Here is a 21,973-nt window from a genome sequence, read left to right as displayed (position 1 = left end):
GTGGTACCGCTGGGGCTACGCCTCAAACTTATATCCCAGCCCGCGCACCGTCACCACGTACCGGGGGGAAGAAGCCTGCGGCTCAATTTTGGAGCGAAGACGCTTAATATGCACATCCAGAGTCTTCGTGTCCCCCACATAGTCGGCACCCCACACCTGCTCAATCAGGGAGGCGCGCGTCATCACCCGCCCCGCATTCCGCAGCAGAATCTCAAGAAGCTCGAACTCTTTCAGCGGCATCGAAACCTCAACACCGTCCACAGTCACCACATGCCGCTGCACATCCATCCGCACCGGCCCAGCCACCAACGGCGCACGGCTCTCATCCTCTTCAGGGTCCCCGCCGCTGCGGCGGCGAAGCACAGCCCGGATGCGTGCAATCAACTCACGCGAAGAATACGGTTTTGTCACATAGTCGTCAGCGCCCAGCTCAAGGCCCAGCACCTTATCAAGCTCGGTATCTTTGGCAGTGAGCATAATAATCGGCACGGAAGAAACCGCCCGCAGCTGTTTACACACCTCAAGCCCAGACTGCCCCGGGAGCATCACATCCAAAAGCACCAGGTCGGCGCCTTCACGTTCGAAGGTGGGCACCGCCTGCAGCCCGTTATCCACCACAACAGGCGTGAAGCCCTCCCGGCCCAGTAGGTACGCCAGGGGGTCTGAGAGAGCTTCCTCATCCTCAACTATCAGGATTTTCACCGGGGTCTATACCTCCGCTTAGGGTTCGTGACGGCTACTACCATTATGCCGTATACGCCCCTGCGGCCGCTGCCGCCCCAGCTGCCCTAAACCGCCGTATCGGCAATCGGCAGGGACAGCGTGAACGTGGACCCCTGCCCCGGCACCGACTGCACCGACACCTGCCCGCCGTGCTGCCCCATCACATGTTTGACGATGCTCAGCCCCAGGCCCGTGCCGCCGGTCTGGCGTGAACGCGCCGCATCAACACGGTAAAACCGCTCAAAGATGCGCGCCTGCTCTTCCTCCGGGATGCCCGCGCCCTGGTCAGTCACCGAAATGTTCAGGGTGTCCCCCTCACGTTCAACCAGCAGATCCACCCGGGTTTTTTCGGGCGAGTACCGCACCGCGTTTTCCACCAGGTTGTGCAGGGCGGTCCCCAGCAGCTCAGGATCGGCGTACAGCTCACCGCTGTAGTGCACCTGAGCCTGCAGCACAATGCTTTTCGCTTCGGCCGCTAACCGGTTGCGGTCAAGAGCCTCGTTCACCAGCGCATCCGTAGATACCAGGGTGCCGCGGGCAATCACATCCGCTGACTGCAGCCGAGACAGCTCAATAATGTCCCGCACCAGCGCCGAGAGCCGCTGCGATTCACGGCGAAGCCTGCCCGTGAAGTACTCAATCGCCTGCGGGTCGTCGGATGCCTCTTCAATAGCCTCAGCCAGCAGGCCAATAGCGCCCACCGGGGTTTTCAGCTCATGTGAAACGTTGGCCACAAAATCATTGCGCACACGCTGCACACGGGAAATTTCGGTGCGGTCATCGGCCAGCACCAGCATGTACTCGTCCCCCACCGGCGCCACCCGCAGGTCAATGACCAGCGTCTCGCCCTCGCCGCGGTCCACTTCGACCTCCTGCTCGACGAAAATGCCCCGGTGCCGCACGGTGCGGATCATCTCGGACAGCTGCTCAGAAACCACCGTGTGCCCGCGCACCAGGCCCATCGCGTAGGCCCCGGGGGACGCCTGCGCCACGCCGCCGACCTCATCAACTACCACGTAGGCGCGGCCAATCACCGCGAGCACCTGCGCCGCTCCGTCACTCAGGGCGGGCTCAACCACACTATTATTCGCCCACTCACGTTCGCTGCGGCGCAGAAAGCTCATGCTCACAGCACCCAGCAGCAGGCCAATAATACCCGATATGAGAATAACCAGGGCGGCTCCCCCTCCTTCCTAACGTCGCCGTTGTCAGATGTCCGCCGGTGCGGGCCAGCAAAAACATGAAACCCGCCTCCTACGTCACACATTATCCCGAGGAGACGGGCTTCACGCCTACAAATCAGTTGGTGAGAGTTTACTTACCCTGGTTGGCGACGGCCGCAATCGCGTCCTTCGCAGCTTCAGGGTCAAGGTACTCGCCCGGCTTGATGGGCTTAAAGTTCTCATCCAGCTCGTAGTACAGCGGGATACCGGTCGGGATGTTCAAACCGGCAATATCCTCATCGGAGATATTCTCCAGGTGCTTCACCAGCGAGCGCAGCGAGTTGCCGTGCGCCGCCACCAGCACGGTCTTACCCTCAGTAAGATCAGGCTTAATATCGGATTCCCAGTACGGGAGCATACGGCCCAGAACATCCTTGAGGCACTCAGTGCGGGGTGCGTTCTCAACATCGGCGTAGCGGGGGTCGTTCGCCTGCGAGTAGGGGTCGTTATCGTCCAGCGGCGGAGGCGGCACATCGTAGGAACGGCGCCAAGTCATGAACTTCTCGTCACCGTATTCTTCACGGATCTCAGACTTGTTCTTACCCTGCAGAGCACCGTAGTGGCGCTCATTCAGGCGCCAAGTGCGTTTGACCGGGATCCACAGGCGGTCAGCCGCATCCAGAGAAATATTTGCGGTGTTAATAGCGCGTCGCTGCAGGGAGGTGTGCACAACATCCGGCAGGATGTGGCGCTCTTTCAGCAGCTCGCCGCCGCGCTGAGCCTCAGCACGACCCTTATCTGTCAGATTAACATCAACCCAGCCGGTGAACAGGTTCTTCTCGTTCCACTCAGACTGGCCATGGCGAAGGAGTACTAGTTTATAAGTCATACCCCTATTCTTCCACCCTCAGCGCGGCTTGTCATGCTTTAAGACGCTTAAAAGCCGGGGTGTGGGCACATTACGGCACAAATGCCGCTGCCCACACCCGCGCGGATCACCGCACCCGGCAGTACCCCACTATGGCACCAGTTACAGGCGGCGCCGGACGCTGGGGTGCACATTCGTCAAAAACACCATCGCAATGGTGATGGCGATCAGCTCAAACAGGAGCATGCTGCTCATCATCCCGCCCCTCAGCACCAGCCACAGCATCAGCACCGAAAACAGGGCCGAACCGCCGGTGAGCCCCATCCAGAACCCCTTAGTGCGTTTATCGTGGAACTTATAGGCGTTCGGGGCTGCCGCAGCCGCCTGCACAAACGCCCACACGCAGGTGGCAGCGGCGGCTACTGACAACACCAGATCCGCCCAGTACATGAACAGCATCACCAGCTGAATCGGCGACATTAAGCGATCTCCTTCAACGCATTTACCAGATCGTCGTACAGGTCATCCACATTCTCAATCCCCACCGACAGGCGCAGCAAAGACTCCGGAATGGAATCCGGCTCATTACCGTGACGGCGGCGGCGCTCCACCAGCGACTCAACCCCACCCAAGCTTGTGGCCGGGGTCCACAGTTTCAGCGCCTCAACCACGCGTTGGGCGCCAGCCGCATCCGTATTCAGCACCACGCACAGCACCGCACCGAACCCGCCGGTCATCTGCTTCTTCGCCAGCTCATGCCCCTTATCAGTGGGCAGCCCCGGGTAACGCACCTGCACCACAGCCGGGTGCTCCCCCAGCCGCTCAGCCAGCACCTGCGCATTCGCCATGGAACGCTCAACCCGCACCGCCAAAGTACGCAGCCCACGCAGCCCCAGCCACGCCTCCATAGGCCCGGCAATCGCCCCGTTTGTGATGCGGTGGTGCAGCATCGCCTGGTACAGCACCTCGTTCGAGGTGACGCTCACGCCCAGCAGCACATCCGAGTGACCCGCCAGGAACTTAGTAGCCGAATGCACTACCACATCCGCCCCGAACGACAGCGGCCGCTGCACCAGCGGAGTGGAGAACGTATTATCAACCGCAGAAACCACACCCAGCCGTTTCGCAGCCGCACAAATTGCGGGCACATCCCCCACCTCAAGCATGGGGTTCGTGGGGCTCTCAATCCAGATGAGCGCCTTCGGGGCGGCATAGTCAACAGTGCCGGGGGTGACACCGGTACGAGCTGCCGCATCCTCAAGGGCAGCAATAACAGAGGCGGTATCCTCAAGGTCATAACGCACCACCTCAGCGATACCGCGGCGCTCCAGATCCTTACACATGGTCACCGACGCCATATAGGCGTGCTTCGGCACCAGAATAACGGAACCAACCGGCACCAAGTCGATCACCGAAGCAACCGCCGCCATACCCGAAGGAAACAGCAGACCCGGCTGGGTGGCGCCCTCAAGGCGGGCAACGACTTCTTCCATTCCCTCCCACGTATCATTCGCGAACCGCGCATACACGCGGTCATTCACCGTATCAACCGTGTCAGTGCCACGGTAGGTGGAGGAAAGAATAATGGGCGGGTTCACCGGCGCGTCATGCTCATGCGCGGGACGCCCGCCGCTCACAACAAAAGTATCGGCAGAGAAACGTTCAGAAGTCATACCCTTAAGAGTGGCACAGGTTCACGCCCGGCGCATCCCGGCCCTGCCACAAGGCCACAAGGTTTTACACGGCTGTAACCTGCCCCGAGGCCACAAACACCCCGCACCCCGCGCGGACCGGGCAGGCACGGTACCCTAGATAGGGTGAAGGATTCTCTGAGTTACACCCCCGGCACCGCAGACCACCCGCGTGTGAGTGACGGCACCGCAACCGGGCTTTTTATCGTCTTTGAAGGCGGCGACGGCTCCGGCAAAACCACCCAGCTGTCCCTGCTGGCTGATGCGCTCACCGCCCGCGGGTACACCGTGATCACCAGCCGTGAACCCGGCGGAACCGAGATCGGGGAGAAACTGCGGGACCTCGTGCTCAGCAACAGCGGCGACGCGGTTGATGCCCGCACTGAGGCTCTCATCTTCGCCGCCTCCCGCGCAGCACACGCGGCGCAGAAAATCCGTCCTGCGCTCGCCGCCGGGGCGGTTGTGCTCAGCGACCGGTATATTGACTCGTCTGCCGCGTACCAGGGGGCGGGGCGCAGCCTGGGGGTGGAGAGCATCGTTGACCTTAGCCGCTGGGCCACCAGTAACCTGCTGCCAGATGCTACCCTTTTCCTTGAGGTGCCGCCCGCAGCAAGCGAGCAGCGTGTGAGCGTACGCGGCACCACCGACCGTATCGAAGCCGAAAACACACAGTTCAAGGCCCGCACCCACACCGCTTTTACCGACCTGGCGCACACCGAAACAACAGGCCCGCACACGGTCATTGACGGCTCAGGCACCATTGAGCAGGTGCACGAGCGGGTGCTTGCCGCCATCACGCCGCTACTTGCTCAGCGGTCACTGCCGCGCGAAAACACCGCACCAACTAAGGAGGCGCTGTGAGCCTGTGGGACGCCCTCCTAGCGCCTGAGCCCGTGACGGCGCAGCTACGGCAAGATGCCTCTTCCCAGGCGCCCACACACGCCTGGCTTTTTACCGGCGGGGCGGGCTCGCTCAACCGGCAGGCCGCCTCCGTTTTCGCCGCAACCCTGCTCTGTGACCAGCCCGACCCGGCAGACCGGGGGTGCGGTACCTGCCGGGGGTGTGTGACCGTCATGAACGGTTCCCACGCCGACTTCACACATTTCCGTACTGAGGCGGTGAGCATCAGCATTGATGAGGCACGTGAACTGGTTCTCAAAGCCCAAGACCGCCCCTCGGTGAGCCGCTGGCGTGTGATTCTGCTGGAAGACACCGAACGCATGCCTGAGCGCACCTCCAACGTGCTGCTGAAAGCGATTGAGGAGCCGCCGCCGCACACGATCTGGCTGCTGACCGCCCCCTCCCCCGCCGATGTGCTGGTCACCATCCGTTCACGCTGCCGCCCCGTGCAGCTGCCGGTGCCGCAGGCACAGGCGATCGCCGCGTACCTTGAAAGCACAGGGGTTGAGGCGGGGCTGGCCCACCGCGCCGCCACCCTCAGCCTCGGTGACGCCGAGGTAGCGCACCGGCTGGCAACGGTACCGCAGGCGCTGACCCGCAGGGAGGATCTTGCGCGCCTGCCGTTGCGTATCCGCACCCTATCGTCGGCAATGGAGGCGGCTGAGCGGCTGATTTCGCTGGCTGAGCAGGATGCCGCCGACGCGACGCAGCAGCGTGATGCCGCCGAACGCGCCGAGCTGCTGGCGATGCTGGGCATCGCTGAGGGTGAGCGGGTAGCCCCGACCCTGCGGGCTCAGGTGCGCCGTCTGGAGGAGCAGCAGAAGCGGCGGGCGCGGCGCATCCAAACCGACACGCTCATCCGCGCGGTAGCCGATATTCAGACGGTTCTGCGGGATGCACTAACCCTGCAGCTGGGGGCGCAGGCCCCTCTGCTGAACGAGTATCTGCGGGAGCCGCTGCAGGAGTACGCGGCGCGCACCAGCCCCGCGCAGACCCTCTCAGATGTTCAGGCGGTTGAGACAACCCTGCGGAGACTACGCACTAACGCGAACGCCCGCCTGGCCTTGGAGGCCCTCATGAGCAGGTTCGTGCGGTAGCTACTGCGCCTGTCCCCAGCGGCCGCGCGTGCGCACCCCGTCAAGCAGCACATTCAGGTGGGGTGCCAGGCGCGGCAGGTTCCACACCGGGCGTGCGGAGATGTCCTGCACAATATAGTCGTCAAGGTTAATTCCGGCCTGCCGCGCATTGTGCTCAAACCGTTCTATATCCTCATAGGCGTGCGGCGAGTGTTCAAGTTTCTCCGCTGTTTTCAGGTAGTCCACGAGCACAGGGATTGAGCGGGCGCGTTTCGTGGCGGAGTACCCGGGCGCCTTGATTTTGACCATATAGCCCGTAGAGTCGCGGATAACCCAGCCTTCAGCGTCGCTTGTGCGCGAATCCTGAAGCAGACGGGTGAAATCGGCGTCATTCTCTAAGACAATTTCTGTAACCGCTGCGATGCGCACGGGGCCGTGTTCCTTGGTGGGGCGCGGCTGTGCGAAGGCCTGCGGGGAGAGCCACAGGTTTTCAAAGCGGGCTGGTTTCACGCTGAACTGCGCGGTGTTCGCCACCAGATCGAGCAGGTAGAGCGTGACCTGTTCGTAGGGCACAATGTGCGGGTCGCGGAACGGGTCGACCACCTCAACGGTCAGGGAGGAATCCATGCGGGTGAGCGCCTCAGTGAGCCGGGTGAGCTCTTCCTCGGTGAGAGCCGCGCGCAGGATGCTCTCGGCGTGACGGCTGTAGGTGGTTGCCCCGCCTTTACTGTAGACGGTCAGCACACCGTCGAAAACCGTAATAATCGCCAGGTACCCGTTTTCTTTGGCGCGCGCCACAGCCGGGTAGGCGAGGCGTTTGCGAACTTGTGCCTCGCTCTCGTGCCCGGGCTCGTCCATATTGAAGAATTTTTCGTACCCGCGCCCCACAATTTTGCCGGTTTCGGCGTGAATAAACAGCCCGCGCGCTTTGGCGGTGGTCTTATCCCAGGCGCCTTTGTAGAAGGCTTTGCGCGTGAAATTGCACGCGAGCACGCCCGCAGGTTCGGTTGCGTGCACGTTCACGTTGGGGTTGGCGCGCATCTCCTCTAACAGGCGATGCCCGTCGTTGAGCGGTTCTGCGGCACCGTTTGCGGTGCTTTTTGAGGCGCCCGCCGCCTTACTCCCCGAGGCGTAAGGATCGGGGATGAGGGAGCTCGACGGGATTTTCACGATTTCGCGCTTCCATACGGCTTTCTCAGGTGCACCGGATGCGCTATCCTCACGGCTGAACACCGCGGCACTCAGCTCACCGCCGGTATATTCGACGCTGCTTTCTAACGGAATGAGATTACTGTATCCTTCCGAACCGAGCGCCGCCGGGCGGTGACCGTAAATTTGGGTGATACCGGCGGCCCGACTCAGGTCGTTGAGCGTGTCTTCGTAACCCGCGTACTGGGTTTTACCCGCCCGCGCCTGCGGGTACGGATTAGAACCCAAATAGAACGTTTCATCTGCATACAGCCCCGTGAGGTACCCCTCCCCCACGCCCTCCAGCGTGCGATGGGAATCCGCGAAGAGCTGCGGGGCAACCCCAGCGTGGGTCACGAAATAACGCTCCTTCCCGAGAGTAAAGGGCATCATATTCACGGCGGTGTTGAGCATGGTGATCACCCGGCTGTTGTACACGCCGTGGGCGGCGAGAGCATCTAGGGTTTCGCGGGCGTCACGGTAGCGGCGCACGCCCCGGATAGTGTGCATGATGGAGCGTTCGTGGTTACCCATCACCAGGTGCACGTTGGGCAGGGTGCCAAGGGCTGGTTCGAGAATGTCAAAGACTTTTTCGGGGTTTTGCCCGCGGTCAAAAAGGTCACCGGCGAATATCCAGCAGATGTTTTCATCGCTCAGCCCGGTTTCGGGTGAGAGAGTGTCAATAAGTTTTTCGAGTTCACCACCCATGCCCTGAATATCGCCGACCACGACTACTTTATGGTAGTTATCGAGCGCACGCACCGGGGTAAAGAGCTCGGCGAAAACCTGGTCGGGGGCGATGTACCCGGCGACCACATCCCGGTAGTTTTTGAGGGTGTTGCGCCAGTTCTCGCGCAGTTCACGGTGGTTGTTGTAGGCGGTCTCGATAACCTCTTCGGGGACGCGTTTGGTGTATTCGCGGGTTCTGTTGCGTGCATACAGTTCGTCGAGGGTGAGTTCGCCCTGAAAATCGACAAGGTATGCGGTGTAACAGTATTTGCGCGCAAATTCGAGGAAGGTTTTCATGTTGCGCAGCAGCACGTTCATATTGTCGATAAATACGGTGTTGCCGTGCCGCATATTCTCTTCCACACAGTCGTTTACCCGGCGGATAGCCTTCGATTCGGCACTGGTGTTTTGCGATAGGGCTAGTGCGGGCTGATTATCGAGCGTGTAGGTGATGTATCCGCATTTGCGGCGCTCAGCGTCCCAGGAATGGGTGAGGTCTGCAAGTTCGGGATGCGCGGCGATCCAGGTGCTCTTACCGGCACCCGCCGCACCGGCTAAGAGGAAGATTTTACGTGCCATTACTATTATCTTTTCGTCATCTTTGTGTAGTGGTTGGTCTATAGTGTTTTAGACCTTACCGGGTTACCCGGGCTGGTTCAACATATAAGGTCGTTTGGGGTGAGCTATTTAAGGTATCGCAACACGTGTTTGAAGATGCTGTTCTTCACCTTTCAGCCACTCACAGTTTTAATCCGCAGCACATGGATTTCAGCGTATAGGCAAGCGTAGGCACACTAATATTATTGAAAACCTGCGCTTAATATAATTTTGAGCGGAGCATTAGAAGTATTTCCTTCGGGGATCTTCAAAAGAACCAATAAATGTTAAATCATTGTATATTTTGCCCGGAGTATCCTCATGAAAAACTGCGTTTCCATAATAATATAACGAATTTCCTTCGGTTACCCCTTTAGCTTTGGCCGCCGCAATAACCTTTTCAGTAGCCGCCCAAGAATGAGTCGCCACTTCTTCAGCCAGAACTTCGATGGGAACAATTTCATGATTCGCTGTTCGATACGCACCAAAGAAATCAGAATCAATAAAAGAGGTTCCAAAATCTCTGCACGCCGGACAGCCTGATCCTAGATATTCCATGCCTTCCGTGTATTCATTAAAATCTTCATATGACTTCATGGATATTCCCATCCACACCGAAATCATTCCCCGAACCGTGTCATCAATCATACTATCATTCCTAAATATTTACCACGTATTAATCAATAGATATTTCTCATTTTGGATAATTTATGAAATATTTTTCAGTTACGTTACATACCCACAATCTTACAGTCTTTCAAAAAGTAAATTATATACGCAAGATTGTGTTTCTTCAGTGAAATCTTCATCCTCAATTTTTACCGGTAGTTTGCTATTTAGAACAAAGCCATCAAGAAGGATTATATTATGTTGTTGAAATAAAGTTATTAATGGCAAATCCTCGATACTAATATCAGGGGATTGATGCGACAAATAGCGCCCGGATTTATATCGCTGTGCCACAGCATACCTACCCACCAGGGAAAGACTCACCCCATATCTATTCTTTTCGTCTCGCCGATTGGTTATTGACCAGTCCAAACATGAGGAATAATTTAAGTCCGATAGATCAGAAACTATGTATTGCGTTTCTACAGCATTTAGAAACTCATCGTACATACCCTCATTAATTCTCTTACCAACAAAACTAAAATTTGGGCTCTCCGGGTTCTCATATGAGTTTAGAACGTCATGACATATTTTTATTAAAACTTTCTCCCTATTACTCATAGAACACCTAACCTCTGAGACTTTATTTCCCTAATGTTTCCGGCGAATTTCTGGTAGGTCATGGCTGCATACTATTTACCTATACATTGGTTAAGTTCTGCCTTCAGCTTGGGTGACACCTTTTTCGAGACAGAACGTAAGGTTTCTTTATAGTTTCTACTATCCACATTACGGATGGTCCACATAAGTTTTCTATGAAAGGAGTAAAAACTGTTGAGCGCTAACCAGTCATATTTTAGATCAAAACATTTTATTAAGACCGGGACTGCTGACGCATCTCCATAGCAGCCAATAATATCTACAATGTCTTCTTGCCTGCTATGCCACCCTTCGCATAATAATTGCTTATACACATTAAGCAAAAATTTGTCTTTTTTCAACAGCCCCGAAAGCGCTATACAAAATTCGATTCTGTCACCATCTTTATTTTTAATCCCATCTTCAATATATTCATGAAGAAAATCCAAAATGTCAATGTCTCTGCCAGAAATAGATTCGTTAATAAAGTAACTAATTTCTTGATAGCTAGATTCCCCTCCGATAAATGAATCCATCAGAGTATCGAGGCCTTCAAAAACGTCTTGACTATTCATCACATACCCTCTTCGTATTGTATAAGTTATAGTTATCTAAGAATATTTACATTTTACCTGATGTGAAGTACTTTGATGCACACAAGCACAGAGCCTCTTTCCACCTCTCTTCTCTTAGCTAAGTTCCGGGGCCCAAGCTGACTACTGCCTGTTCTTGTATTCTTGCATACGCTCAGACATTGTACGAAAATCAAGTACTCCTTCAGGGTAGTCTTCAAAAAACATGCTTAGCCACATCTCAAACGCACTGGGTTTTGCAAAAAATCCATATATACGACCACTTTTAACTAGCGTATCGTACGTATCAAAACTAACACTTTTCGCATTCCCCTTACTCATAACCTGAGAATTCTGATAAGAATAGGATACGTTCCACGCTAGATATATAGCCAAATCTGGGAATGTAATGCCTTCCGATTCTAAGTCGATATTTCCGATATATTTCCATGTATTATTATCAATATTCATTTCATCACAGGCACTATACATTTTAAACCCTTTGTGAAGCAAAATATTGACGTCGCTTATTTTATTCTTAGAAATATAATTAAAAATCCCGAAATTCTTTTCAGAGATAAGACAGGCATACACATACTTCCCTGCTGGCAGAAGAATCTCATATACGTTTCCATATTTCTTGTTACTTAGCATCTTTAATAACCATCCTGCATATGTAAAATCCCAAAATATACTACCCGAATCTTCGTGCCTTTTATGCCACGTATCCAGAGATTAAATCCTGCCGGGAATCGCACACCATAGTCTAATATGTCTCATACACTTCCCAAGAGAAACTTTTATCGTCGCATGGAATCCTACCGAGCCTAAAATATTCCCTCACACAGCTAAACGCCAGGTATTCGGGGATAACATATTTAACCTCATACGGCCCATACTGCCCTCCGGCTTTCATATTCTCTGCATCTATAGAGTTCACTTCTTCGCCTTCTGGGCACAATAAGTTAAACCCTCTCAGCTGTCCTTCGCTGTGTGCTTCCTGCCCGAACACTAGGTAGGCTCCTCGGCCACCAGAGATAGTTAAATAATCATCATCAATTTTTCCATGAAGAATTAATTCTGTATGTACCTTTGAGTCTAGTCGCCGCAGCTTTTCGGTGAGTTCTTCCTGAGATTTTATGTCAAAGGTTTCCTCTTGCCTGCGCGTCCCCTGCCATTGATCAATGGTAGCTTTCATCTTCACCGCCTGATATGTGCTATCTGAGGTAGGAGGGGCATTCATTTGGGCTAGGGAAACTATTCAGAAACCTTTAGCATAAGCCCAGCACCTCTGCAGAGAGAGAACGGATAAAGAAACCCTCTTCCGTTTGCTCCCCTAGTTTCTGAACCCGTGCACCGGTGAGGGGATCCTGCCGCAGCGGGCGATGAACGCCTCTGAGGATGGTGTATGCACCGGCATGATCGGGGCGCGCCCCAGCAGCCCACCGAACTCGACGGTATCTCCCACGCCCAGGCCGACGGCGGGGATGACGCGCACGGCGGTGGTCTTGTGGTTCATCACGCCGATTGCAGCTTCATCGGCGATCATGGCGGCAAGCGTCGCGGCGGGCGTGTCACCAGGTACTGCGACCATGTCCAGCCCAACCGAGCAGATCGCGGTCATTGCTTCTAGCTTATCGAGCGTAATATGCCCTGCGGCAGCGGATTCGATCATGCCAATGTCTTCGGAGATTGGGATGAATGAGCCAGATAACCCGCCCACATGCGAGCAGGCCATGAGCCCGCCCTTTTTCACCGCATCGTTGAGCAGGGCGAGCGCTGCGACTGTGCCGTGGGTCCCCACGGTTTCCAGCCCCAGTTCTTCGAGGATGTGCGCCACGGAGTCCCCGATTTCGGCGGTGGGGGCTAGTGAGAGGTCAACAATGTTGAAGTACACTCCCAGGCGTTCGGCGGCGAGGCTGCCAACCAGCTGCCCTACACGCGTAATTTTGAAGGCTGCCTGTTTAATGGCTTCGGCGCATGCGTCGAATCGTGCCCCGCGTACTTTGTGGAGGGCGCGGTGTACCACGCCGGGGCCGGAGACACCCACTGAGATGGTGGTGTCTGCTTCTTGCACGCCGTGGAATGCGCCAGCCATAAAGGGGTTATCGCTCACGGCGTTGGCGAAGACCACGAGTTTGGCGCACCCGAACCCGTTAGTGTCTGCGGTGAGGTCGGCGGTTTCACGCACCACCTCACCCATGCGTTTAACGCCGCTCATATTAATACCGGCGCGGGAGGAGCCAATGTTTACTGAGGAGCACACCACGTCGGTTTCGGCGAGCGCGGTGGGGATGGAGTTCATGAGCGTGTTGTCGGCGGGGGTTGCGCCTTTGTCGATGAGTGCGCTGAACCCGCCGATGAAGTTCACGCCCACGGCTTTTGCGGCGGCGTCGAGGGTGCGGGCGTATTCGATGTAGTCGTTTTCGCTGCTGGCTCCGGCAATGACGGCGATGGGTGTGACGGCGATGCGTTTATTCACAATGGGGATGCCCAGCTCAGCTTCGATTCCTTCGCACACACTCACCAGGTTTTTGGCGCGGGAGGTGATTTTGTCGTAGATTTTTTGGCGGGCTACCGCGCCGTTAGAGTCGGCGCAGTCGAGCAGGGAGATGCCCATGGTGACGGTGCGGATATCTAGTTTTTCTTCCTCGATCATGCGTAGGGTTTCGAGGATGTTGTCGTTCATCATGCGGTTGGGGTCCCTTGGGCGCGTTAGATGGTGTGCATGGTTTTGAAGATCGCTTCTGCCTGGATGCGGATCTGAACTTTTTGTGCGTGTTCGACGGGGATCATGGCTTCTTGCAGGTCGATGAGGTTCTGCTCGTTTTCGTCGAAGGAGCAGTGCATGATCATGGTGAAGTATTCACCCATAATGGTTTGGGAGACGTCGAGGACGTTCACGTGGCGTTCTGCGAGGGTGTTGGTGACAGCGGCAATGATGCCTTCGTGGTCGATGCCGGTGACGGTGAGGATGATTTTCACGGTGATTCCTTACGGTGGTGGCATGGTGTCTGGGCAGGATAGTTTTTTAGGAATTGTAACGTATCCCGGTTGATATGGAGACCCGCAACACACCGCTGGGTGGTTATTTGCCTGCTTTTGGGCCCCGCCCTGCCGTGGCGTGCCAGCCCTTATACGTACTGGGCGATGTACAGTTCACCGCTGCCTGTGATGGTCACGGGGGTGGGGTCCCCCGCATGCAGTACGGATTCGGTGCCGCCAAGGGTGTAGTCTTGGCCTGCGCCGGTGACGGCACCAGCAATGGTGATAGTGATGGTCCCGTCCACTACCAGTGCCGCTGAGGTTCCTTCAAAGACATAGTCGATGGTTTCTTTCGGCGCCACCCGGATGCGGGTTACACTCATCCGCTCATCCCACATGGTGTACTCGCCTACGGCGGCGTTATCGGGGGTGGGCCGCTGAATTTCGGGGGTGTCTTGGGAGTCGCCCAGCACCCGAATCAGTTCTTCGGTGTCAATATGTTTGGGGGTCAGCCCGGCGCGCATGACGTTATCGGAGGGGTTCATGAGTTCGATTGCGGTCCCCGAGACGTAGGCGTGCACCTGCCCGTCGGGGGTGAAGGCGGAGTCACCGGGTGCTAGGTGCACCAGGTTCATGACGAAAGCCACCAGCAGGCCGCGGTCACCGGGGTATTTGTGTGCTACCAGGTTCACCAGCTCTATAGCGTCAAGCACGGAGGGGGCCGCTTTACGCCGTGTTTGCGCGAGTTTATGGGCGGTGGCCGCCAGCTGATCCACTGCTTGGGCGGCTTCGGGTTCGGGCATACGAATAATCGCGGTCAGCAGCTCTTTGGGGGCAAGGTGCGCTCTGTCCGCCAGCCAGGACGCATTGAATGCTCGGGCAAGATTTTTGAGCTGCTCGGCGGGTCGCACACCGGTGAGCACCCGCATGTTGGTGAGGGCGATCACGGTCTCGGGTTTGGAGTAGCGGTCTTTGTAGTTGCGGTGCGGTGCATCTAGGGGCACGCCACGGGCCTGCTCGTCCTCGAACCCTGCGGCGGCCTGCTCGTCGGTGGGGTGCACCTGGATAGACAGGGGGGCGTCAATCGCCAGGATTTTGAAGAGGAACGGGAACCAGTCGCTGTTCCGGTCGGGGCGCAGGAACCTGCCGGGCTGCTGTGCAACCAGTTCGTCAAGCTGCTGCTCAGAGCCGTCAACGGTGGCAACCGACGGGGCGGCCGGGTGCGCCCCTACCCACACTTCAGCCTCGGGCTTGTCAGTGGGCACGGGCACCCCACGCATACGACCCAGGATGCTGCGCGAACCCCATGCATAGTTCTGAATCTTATTTTTCAGACGGAAAATTTCGCCCATGCGCGTGCATATCCTTTCACGAACCGCCCTGACGGCCTAAAACTGAGTGATGGAAAACCTACAATATCTATGGAATTCCCAGCGTTTCTTCCCCAATTATAGAGGGATATTAGTTGGCCTTCCCGTTAGAATGAGGGGGTGACTACTATCAATCTACATGACTCGTTCAAAGCCTACGATGTTCGCGGTATCGTGGGCGAGACCATTACCGCTGAAACCGTGAAGGCAACCGGCGCCGCTTTCGTTGATGTGCTCGGCCTGGCTGGTCAGACTGTTCTGGTGGGCGGTGACATGCGCCCCTCCTCCCCCGAATTCATGGATGCATTCGCTGAAGGTGCCACCGCACGCGGCGCAAACGTCCAGAAAATCGGTCTCATCTCAACCGATGTGCTCTACTTCGCGTGCGGTGTTGAGAACGCTGCGGGCGTTACTTTCACTGCAAGCCACAACCCCGCCGAGTACAACGGCATGAAAATGGCTAAGGCCGGGGCGGTTCCTGTATCCTCCGAAACCGGTCTTTTCGATATTCGTGATCTTGCGCAGAAGTACCTTGACGAAGGCTCCATTCCTACCGTTGAGAATCCCGGCGTCGTCACCGAAAAGGACGTTCTCAAAGCCTACGCCGAGTACTTGCGTCAGCTCGTAGACCTCTCCAGCATCCGCCCCCTCAAGGTTGTTGTGGATGCGGGTAACGGTATGGGCGGCATGACCACCCCCGCCGTCTTGGGGGATGCTCTTCTTCCCGCGCTTCCGCTTGAGATCGTGCCCCTCTACTTTGAGCTTGACGGCACTTTCCCGAACCACCCGGCTAACCCGCTTGAACCCGCCAACCTTGTCGATCTGCAGAAAGCGGTTGTTGAGCACGGCGCAGACATCGGCCTTGCCTTTGACGGCGATGCCGACCGCTGCTTCGTGATTGACGAGAAAGGGAACGCGGTCACCCCCTCCGCCATTACCGCGCTCGTGGCAGAGCGTGAAATCGCGCGTGCTAAGGCGGAAGGCATTGAGCAGCCGGTTATTATCTATAACCTCATCACCTCCAAGGCTGTACCCGAGCTCGTTGAAAAGCTCGGTGGGCGCGCCGTGAAAACCCGTGTGGGTCACTCCTTCATCAAGGCAGTCATGGCTGAAGAATCCGGTATTTTCGGCGGTGAGCACTCTGCGCACTACTATTTCAAGGATTTCTTCAACGCAGACACTGGTATGCTCGCCGCGATGCACGTGCTCGCGGCCCTCGGCGGCGGTCACCAGGCACTTTCCGAGATCAGCGCCAGCTACTCCCCCTATGTGGCATCCGGTGAGATCAACTCCGAGATTGAGGACAAGGCAGCCGCTGTGGACCGTGTACGCGCGCACTACGCTGGCGCGCCCGTAGAGGTCGAGGACTCCGACGGCACCACCTTCACCAACACCGAAGAAGGCTGGTGGGCGAACCTGCGGCCTTCCAACACTGAGCCGTTCCTACGTCTGAACCTTGAAGCACCGGATACCCCCACTATGGAGCGCGTGCGCGACGAGATTCTGGCTCTGGTGCGCCAGTAATTCTCTGAACTCACTATTTTGGGCGGATGCCGATTATTATCGGCATCCGCCCTTCTGCTATGCATTATTGGTGCCGGGTTATACAATCGCCTTACAGCCCTGTCGCAAACGCATTTGAACCGCTTTGCCCCGGTAGGCGTGCCGGGCGTGAACCCCAGAACAAGGGCTTTGTAGTTTTAACAGGGATATACCCACTGATATTTAGGTATAATATTAGATAGCGGGCACCCCTAAACCGCGAAGCTAGGGGAACCCGCTGAAACGTCACACCGGCTTAGCCGATGACGTCGATTAGGTCAGCAATCGCTTTGACGAGTTGCGCGAGGGCTTTGATAATTCGCGTAGCCGCCAAAGCGATTTTGCTTTTACCTTTTTTCGGCATTCCGTCTCACCCCCTTTCGGAACTACGACCCTCCACGGCTGATTAGGTCAGAAGTGTTCCGTGGGGTGTAGCCGCGACGGGGGCTTCTTTAGTTTACCTTTGGATATTTAGAAATACTTAAATAAAAATATTGGGGGCTCAACGCCCCCAATATTTTTTATCTCTCCTCCTGAACATGGGATATTCGGTGCGGCCTCAGACGGATCTCCCAAGCGGCTTCAGGATGTTCTCCAAAGAACCTTCTTCAGGATCCAGATGCGCACCAGAAGAGGGCCGAGGCGCCCCTGACGCCGAGAGACGGACTTGCACAGAGACATCCCTGAAAAGGCGACTATTAGCTCACCCAGCCGCCTCTAAATACTCCAGCACGGGCTGCGTTGAAGCAGCCTTTATGAGCGCAGCATCCACTGGTCCGGCCCGAAGATCTCGTAATTAATATTCTGCGCCGGTACACCTGCATCCACGAGAGCGGAACGCACGCCCTTCATGAACGGCAGCGGGCCGCACAGGTATACGTTCGCCTCCGCAGGTACGCCCAGCTTCGCAATGTCCACGCGGCCGCGGTAATCACCGGTTTCTTCATCCTCCATGAACGTGACGAGCTTACCGTGCGGGAGCTTTTCAACCAGCGCGGTCATCTCCTCGCGCAGCGGCCATGTATCAAGGCGACGGTCGGCGTGAACCACGGTTACCTGACGCTGAGAACCGGACTCAATCAGCTCGTTGAGGAAGCTAATCATAGGGGTTACACCAATACCCGCTGAGAAAAGGTAGAGGGGCGCATCCGCAGAGCCGAAGCCCTCCAGGGTGAGGTCACCGTAAGGGTTGGAAATCTCGACAACATCGCCAATCGTGAGCCCGTGAATGATCGAAGTCATTTCGCCGTTCGGGTCGAGCTTCACGCCGATACGACGCTGGTTTTTATCGGACGGAAGCAGGGTGTATTGGCGGGGCTGGCGCAGACCATCACGTGCCTTCGTAATAATGGAAATGTACTGGCCTGCTTTCGCCTCAGTCATGGGGGTTTCATCGGCAGGTTCAAAGGTCAGCACAACCACGTTATCGCCGGTCTCCTGGCGATCAACAACCTTGAACGGCGCGTGGGTAACATTATTTGCCTGGGACGCGTACAGGCCCCTCTCAATCTTAATGAGGGCGTTCGCCATGAGCCAGTACACTTCGCTCCAGGCGTCCACGACCTCCTCGGTTGCGGCGTCGCCCAAATCTGCGGCAATAGCCTCAAACAGGTACTTGTAGACGGTGGGGTACTCTTTCTCCTGCAGCCCCAAAGAAGCGTGCTTATGCGCCACGCGGGAAAGCACCTCATCGGGGTAGGAATCGGGATGCTCCACAATGTAGGAGGCAAAAACCGCAATAGACCCGGCAAGTGCTTTCGGCTGGGTGCCCTCAAGTTGAGAAGAACGGGAGAACAGGCCGTCCATCAAATCGGGTCGGGCAGCGAACATCCGCTCGTAGAAGTCAGGGGTAATGTGACCGATACGGTCGGCGATAATGGGCAGTGTTGCCTCAATAATGGGACGTGACTTTTCAGAGAGCATAGGTGCCTTCTTCCGTAAATGATGAAATCCGCCTTAAACGTTTTACACGTAAAGCCTTTTACACGGTAGCACTTCTGACAGGGGCACGCAGGGCTCCCTTGGAACCTGCTTTTGGTGGGGGCGCCCAAAAATACCCGCAGTTTTATGTATCTGCCCCCGCACACTTTTTATATGTTGTATACGAATATTTTTCGGCATAATAACTAACGGTTACTTAGAAGCGCAGGTGAAATACTTCTTTAAGTTCGCAGCAGGTGAAATAACTGCAGGGTTTCTTTTCATATAGTCGCTGCATGTTTCACGCTTATTGCCGCACGCTACACGGGGTCAGGCAATAACAGGCGGCTCCGTGCTTACCGGGCGGCAGAACCTCGCCACGACGCTGATAATAAGAGGTTTAGAGAACTTCGCGGTCAAAACTCGCAGCCAGCGGCCCCAACCCAAGCTCCACAAATACAGGCCCGGCAGGCCTAGCGGGGCCGGGAAGATCCGAAATCACCACATCATCCACCGCCGCGTAGAATGCCTCACGCGCATCCGCCAGCACGTTCCGTAAGCGGCAGAAACTATCGAGAGGACAGTTACCGTCCTGATCTTCGCACTCAATCATGGGGATATCCCCCTCGGTGGTACGGAGTACCTGACCCACTGTTGCCTGGCGGCCTTTCGCCGAGAGCAGCACACCCCCGGCGCGGCCTCTGGTGGACTGTAGCAGGCCTTGATTTACCAGGAATGCCACCGACTTCGCCACATGGTTATAGGGGGTTCCCACGCCGTCAGCAATTTTTTGGGTAGAGAGCTTCTGATCGGGGTCTAAGGCAGAGAGAAGCATCATGATGCGTAACGATACGTCTGAAAAGGCTGTAAGCCGCATCGTTCTCTCCTCTCGTATGGGGGCTGGAAGATCACCCTAAAAACTATTAAAGGTGGCGCTAGCCATAGTCATCTGTGGGAATTGTAGCCCCGACCATACCGTGAAAAAAATTAGGGTCCGCTGCCTAACCATCCCGGCTTTCTGCACCGGCACCCAATTTTTATGCTTTATACATATAGTATATTCCGCATAATTTCGTGGGCGTGGGATTCACCCCAGCGTGCCGCGCCTTTTAGCGCAACAGTTCTTTTATAATCCGGCACCGAGGCTCTTCACACTATACGAAAAATACAGGCACCGGCTGGACAAGCATAACCCCAGGCGAGGTGCCGCCGTTATGCCCAAGGCACAATCCTGCAAGGTTTTGTGTCATGTGCGTGTGCAGCCATCAGGCGCCCCGCACGCACTGCGCGGCACCTCGGCAAGACCACAGGTTTCTGCCCTGTTCTCTCGCTGAGGTGCCGCGCGTGGGATGAAGAGTTACTTAGTTCTCAAGCGCCTGCGCCAGTGCGTCACGCTCAGCCTTGACCTCTGCGGGGAGCTTATCACCGAACTTCGCCAGCCATTCGTCAATGCCGGGCAGCTCAGCCACCCACTCATCCTTTGAAACGGCGAGTGCCGCGTTAAGTTCTTCATCGCTGATGCTCAGGCCGGTCAGGTCGAGGTCTTCCTTCGTGGGTACGGTGCCCAGGAAGGTCTGCGTGCCGCCACCCTTACCGTCGAGGCGGTCGAAGATCCACTTGACCACGCGGGAGTTCTCGCCAAAGCCGGGCCATGCGAAGCTGCCGTCGGGAGTGCGGCGGAACCAGTTCACATAGTAGACCTTCGGCATGTTCTCGGCACCATGCTTCTTGCCAAGGTCGATCCAGTGCTGGAAGTAGTCGCCCGCGTTGTACCCGATGAAGGGAAGCATTGCCATGGGGTCGCGGCGAACCACGCCGACGGCACCCTTTGCGGCTGCTGTGGTCTCAGAGGAGAGGGTGACCGCACGGAAGACGCCCTGCTCCCAGCTGTCGGACTCGGAGACCAACGGAACGGTGGTCTTGCGGCGACCGCCCAACACGATGGCGCTCAGCGGCACACCCTCGGGATCGTAGTACTCGGGGGCGAGCATATCCACTTGGGATGCGGGGGTGCAGAAACGCGAGTTGGGGTGCGCTGCGGGACGCCCCGATTCAGGAGTCCAGTCCTTGCCGGTCCAGTCGGTCAGGTGCGCGGGTGCCTCGTCGGTCTTACCTTCCCACCATACGGAGCCGTCATCAGTGAGCGCCACGTTGGTGAAGATAGTATTGCCCTTAGAGATTGCCTTCATGGCGTTGGGGTTAGTGGAGTAACCGGTGCCGGGTGCCACGCCGAAAAGACCCGCCTCGGGGTTAACGACGCGAGCCTGGTGGTTCTCATCAAATTCGATCCACGCGATATCGTCGCCGACCATTTCAGCCTTCCAGCCGTCGATGGTGGGATCCATCATCGCAAAGTTGGTTTTACCGCAGGCAGAGGGGAATGCGGCGGAGATGTAGCGGGTAACGCCCTCAGGGTTGGTGACCTTGAGGATGAGCATGTGCTCAGCCATCCAGCCCTCATCATGACCGATAACCGAGGCGATACGCAGTGCATAGCATTTCTTGCCCAGCAGCGCGTTGCCGCCATAGCCCGACCCGAAGGACCAGATTTCGCGGGTTTCGGGGAACTGCACAATGTATTTCTCGGGGTTGCAGGGCCAGGACACGTCTGCCTGCCCGGGCTCAAGCGGAGCGCCTACGGAATGAAGCGCCTTCACGAAGAAGCCCTGGGTTTCGTCCAGTTTCGCGAGCACATCCTTGCCGATAGTTGCCATAATGCGCATCGAGCACACCACATAGGCGGAGTCGGTAATTTCGACCGCCATCTTGGGGTTCTTCGCTTTCAAAGAGCCCATGACAAAAGGAATGACGTACATGGTGCGCCCGCGCATCGAACCTTTGAAAAGGCCGGTGAGCGTCTGCTTCATCTCCACGGGGTCACGCCAGTTGTTGGTGGGGCCTGCACCTTCTTCGGTCTGTGAGCAGATAAAGGTGCGCTCTTCCACGCGTGCCACGTCGTCGGGGTCAGAGAACGCTGCATACGAGTTGGGGAACTCGTGATCGCTCAGGCGTACGAAGGTGCCTGCATCGACCAGTTCTTGGGCAAGTCGGTTGTATTCCTCTTCGGAACCATCAACCCAGTAGATACGGTCGGGCTCGGTGAGGGCTGCAACCTCGCGCACCCATTCAAGCAGACCGGCATGGGTGGTCGGTGCGTTCTGCAGGTCTTTTTCTAGCTCTGCGGAAAGAGCTCCGCGTGAAATATCAGTCATTGACTTTATTCCCCTTTGAGTTTGTATGCCGGGCACCTTCGCTGGCCAGGCGCGTCTGACTGGTTGGGGCGGTTAAATAACAGCGGCGCACAGGGCCGAGGGGCTCGCACGCCGATGAAATTTTCCACTCCCTCGTGTGTTTACAGAATAGCGCATATACCTTTGTTGTGTGGAACATCTGGGGTGTTT

General features: G+C 56.6%; 20 protein-coding genes. 3 read left to right on the top strand and 17 right to left on the bottom strand.

Going from position 1 to position 21,973, the window contains the following annotated elements:
* Positions 1 to 15 precede the first annotated feature (15 nt).
* The 5 genes from D8M41_RS09025 to D8M41_RS09005 form a co-directional block, all read right to left on the bottom strand.
* The gene (locus D8M41_RS09025; protein WP_006887604.1) at positions 16 to 702 is read right to left on the bottom strand and encodes a response regulator transcription factor; all 687 of its coding nucleotides are present in this window, start codon (positions 700 to 702) and stop codon (positions 16 to 18) included.
* 86 nt (positions 703 to 788) lie between these two features.
* Positions 789 to 1,847 (bottom strand): sensor histidine kinase, encoded by a 1,059-nt coding sequence (locus D8M41_RS09020; RefSeq protein ID WP_023134472.1) that lies wholly within the window; start codon positions 1,845 to 1,847, stop codon positions 789 to 791.
* A gap of 190 nt (positions 1,848 to 2,037) precedes the next feature.
* The gene (locus D8M41_RS09015) at positions 2,038 to 2,775 is read right to left on the bottom strand and encodes a phosphoglyceromutase (protein ID WP_126926840.1); all 738 of its coding nucleotides are present in this window, start codon (positions 2,773 to 2,775) and stop codon (positions 2,038 to 2,040) included.
* A gap of 141 nt (positions 2,776 to 2,916) precedes the next feature.
* A complete protein-coding gene (locus D8M41_RS09010; protein WP_006887602.1) occupies positions 2,917 to 3,234 on the bottom strand; it encodes a DUF2516 family protein in 318 nt (105 codons plus the stop codon).
* Entirely contained in the window at positions 3,234 to 4,427 is a 1,194-nt protein-coding gene (locus tag D8M41_RS09005) for a trans-sulfuration enzyme family protein (RefSeq protein WP_094758462.1), read from the bottom strand. Before D8M41_RS09005 ends, D8M41_RS09010 begins: the two co-directional genes overlap by 1 nt.
* A 144-nt stretch (positions 4,428 to 4,571) precedes the next feature.
* On the opposite strand from D8M41_RS09005, the gene tmk reads away from it, so the two are divergent.
* Positions 4,572 to 5,306, top strand: coding sequence for a dTMP kinase (tmk, locus tag D8M41_RS09000; RefSeq protein WP_126926839.1), 735 nt, complete (start codon positions 4,572 to 4,574; stop codon positions 5,304 to 5,306).
* Entirely contained in the window at positions 5,303 to 6,442 is a 1,140-nt protein-coding gene (locus D8M41_RS08995) for a DNA polymerase III subunit delta' (protein WP_023134476.1), read from the top strand. Before tmk ends, D8M41_RS08995 begins: the two co-directional genes overlap by 4 nt.
* Here D8M41_RS08995 and D8M41_RS08990 read toward each other — a convergent pair whose 3' ends face one another.
* From D8M41_RS08990 to manA, 9 genes are all read right to left on the bottom strand, one after another.
* Positions 6,443 to 8,917, bottom strand: a complete 2,475-nt coding sequence (locus D8M41_RS08990) for an RNA ligase (protein ID WP_126926838.1) — start codon at positions 8,915 to 8,917, stop codon at positions 6,443 to 6,445. It abuts the gene before it with no gap.
* Positions 8,918 to 9,178: 261 nt separating this feature from the next.
* Complete coding sequence (locus tag D8M41_RS08985; protein WP_126926837.1) at positions 9,179 to 9,583, bottom strand: immunity 22 family protein; 405 nt, start codon at positions 9,581 to 9,583, stop codon at positions 9,179 to 9,181.
* Between the two features lie 99 nt (positions 9,584 to 9,682).
* Positions 9,683 to 10,165, bottom strand: a complete 483-nt coding sequence (locus D8M41_RS08980) for a hypothetical protein (protein ID WP_094758459.1) — start codon at positions 10,163 to 10,165, stop codon at positions 9,683 to 9,685.
* A 71-nt stretch (positions 10,166 to 10,236) separates the two neighbouring features.
* A complete protein-coding gene (locus tag D8M41_RS08975; protein WP_126926855.1) occupies positions 10,237 to 10,758 on the bottom strand; it encodes a hypothetical protein in 522 nt (173 codons plus the stop codon).
* Between the two features lie 141 nt (positions 10,759 to 10,899).
* A complete protein-coding gene (locus D8M41_RS08970) occupies positions 10,900 to 11,409 on the bottom strand; it encodes an Imm26 family immunity protein (protein WP_126926836.1) in 510 nt (169 codons plus the stop codon).
* A gap of 112 nt (positions 11,410 to 11,521) precedes the next feature.
* Entirely contained in the window at positions 11,522 to 11,953 is a 432-nt protein-coding gene (locus tag D8M41_RS08965) for a hypothetical protein (RefSeq protein WP_126926835.1), read from the bottom strand.
* Between the two features lie 138 nt (positions 11,954 to 12,091).
* The gene (locus D8M41_RS08960) at positions 12,092 to 13,447 is read right to left on the bottom strand and encodes a PFL family protein (RefSeq protein ID WP_006887595.1); all 1,356 of its coding nucleotides are present in this window, start codon (positions 13,445 to 13,447) and stop codon (positions 12,092 to 12,094) included.
* A gap of 23 nt (positions 13,448 to 13,470) precedes the next feature.
* Entirely contained in the window at positions 13,471 to 13,740 is a 270-nt protein-coding gene (locus D8M41_RS08955; protein WP_006887639.1) for an ACT domain-containing protein, read from the bottom strand.
* Between the two features lie 149 nt (positions 13,741 to 13,889).
* Positions 13,890 to 15,092 carry a mannose-6-phosphate isomerase, class I gene (manA, locus tag D8M41_RS08950; RefSeq protein ID WP_037236999.1) on the bottom strand — a complete coding sequence of 401 codons (1,203 nt, stop codon included), beginning with the start codon at positions 15,090 to 15,092 and terminating at the stop codon, positions 13,890 to 13,892.
* A 138-nt stretch (positions 15,093 to 15,230) separates the two neighbouring features.
* On the opposite strand from manA, the gene D8M41_RS08945 reads away from it, so the two are divergent.
* Positions 15,231 to 16,634, top strand: coding sequence for a phosphomannomutase/phosphoglucomutase (locus D8M41_RS08945; RefSeq protein ID WP_126500541.1), 1,404 nt, complete (start codon positions 15,231 to 15,233; stop codon positions 16,632 to 16,634).
* A gap of 771 nt (positions 16,635 to 17,405) precedes the next feature.
* Here D8M41_RS08945 and D8M41_RS08940 read toward each other — a convergent pair.
* The 3 genes from D8M41_RS08940 to D8M41_RS08930 all read right to left on the bottom strand — a co-directional run bounded on the left by D8M41_RS08940 (position 17,406) and on the right by D8M41_RS08930 (position 21,784).
* Entirely contained in the window at positions 17,406 to 18,575 is a 1,170-nt protein-coding gene (locus tag D8M41_RS08940; RefSeq protein WP_126500542.1) for an FAD-binding oxidoreductase, read from the bottom strand.
* 397 nt (positions 18,576 to 18,972) lie between these two features.
* Positions 18,973 to 19,449 (bottom strand): RrF2 family transcriptional regulator, encoded by a 477-nt coding sequence (locus D8M41_RS08935; RefSeq protein ID WP_023134489.1) that lies wholly within the window; start codon positions 19,447 to 19,449, stop codon positions 18,973 to 18,975.
* A 484-nt stretch (positions 19,450 to 19,933) separates the two neighbouring features.
* Positions 19,934 to 21,784 carry a phosphoenolpyruvate carboxykinase (GTP) gene (locus D8M41_RS08930; protein ID WP_126926834.1) on the bottom strand — a complete coding sequence of 617 codons (1,851 nt, stop codon included), beginning with the start codon at positions 21,782 to 21,784 and terminating at the stop codon, positions 19,934 to 19,936.
* Positions 21,785 to 21,973 lie beyond the last annotated feature (189 nt).

It is taken from the genome of Rothia sp. HSID18069, from assembly GCF_003989155.1.
Lineage (GTDB): Bacteria > Actinomycetota > Actinomycetes > Actinomycetales > Micrococcaceae > Rothia > Rothia aeria.
This window is presented reverse-complemented; position numbering and strand designations above follow the sequence as displayed.

Coding starts and splice junctions, on each gene's coding strand:
- D8M41_RS09020 (WP_023134472.1), bottom strand. CDS start 1,847: ATGAGCTTTCTGCGCCGCAGCGAACGTGAGTGGGCGAATAATAGTGTG.
- D8M41_RS09015 (WP_126926840.1), bottom strand. CDS start 2,775: ATGACTTATAAACTAGTACTCCTTCGCCATGGCCAGTCTGAGTGGAAC.
- D8M41_RS09010 (WP_006887602.1), bottom strand. CDS start 3,234: ATGTCGCCGATTCAGCTGGTGATGCTGTTCATGTACTGGGCGGATCTG.
- D8M41_RS09005 (WP_094758462.1), bottom strand. CDS start 4,427: ATGACTTCTGAACGTTTCTCTGCCGATACTTTTGTTGTGAGCGGCGGG.
- D8M41_RS08990 (WP_126926838.1), bottom strand. CDS start 8,917: ATGGCACGTAAAATCTTCCTCTTAGCCGGTGCGGCGGGTGCCGGTAAG.
- D8M41_RS08985 (WP_126926837.1), bottom strand. CDS start 9,583: ATGATTGATGACACGGTTCGGGGAATGATTTCGGTGTGGATGGGAATA.
- D8M41_RS08980 (WP_094758459.1), bottom strand. CDS start 10,165: ATGAGTAATAGGGAGAAAGTTTTAATAAAAATATGTCATGACGTTCTA.
- D8M41_RS08975 (WP_126926855.1), bottom strand. CDS start 10,758: ATGAATAGTCAAGACGTTTTTGAAGGCCTCGATACTCTGATGGATTCA.
- D8M41_RS08970 (WP_126926836.1), bottom strand. CDS start 11,409: ATGCTAAGTAACAAGAAATATGGAAACGTATATGAGATTCTTCTGCCA.
- D8M41_RS08965 (WP_126926835.1), bottom strand. CDS start 11,953: ATGAAAGCTACCATTGATCAATGGCAGGGGACGCGCAGGCAAGAGGAA.
- D8M41_RS08960 (WP_006887595.1), bottom strand. CDS start 13,447: ATGATGAACGACAACATCCTCGAAACCCTACGCATGATCGAGGAAGAA.
- manA (WP_037236999.1), bottom strand. CDS start 15,092: ATGGGCGAAATTTTCCGTCTGAAAAATAAGATTCAGAACTATGCATGG.
- D8M41_RS08940 (WP_126500542.1), bottom strand. CDS start 18,575: ATGCTCTCTGAAAAGTCACGTCCCATTATTGAGGCAACACTGCCCATT.
- D8M41_RS08935 (WP_023134489.1), bottom strand. CDS start 19,449: ATGCGGCTTACAGCCTTTTCAGACGTATCGTTACGCATCATGATGCTT.
- D8M41_RS08930 (WP_126926834.1), bottom strand. CDS start 21,784: ATGACTGATATTTCACGCGGAGCTCTTTCCGCAGAGCTAGAAAAAGAC.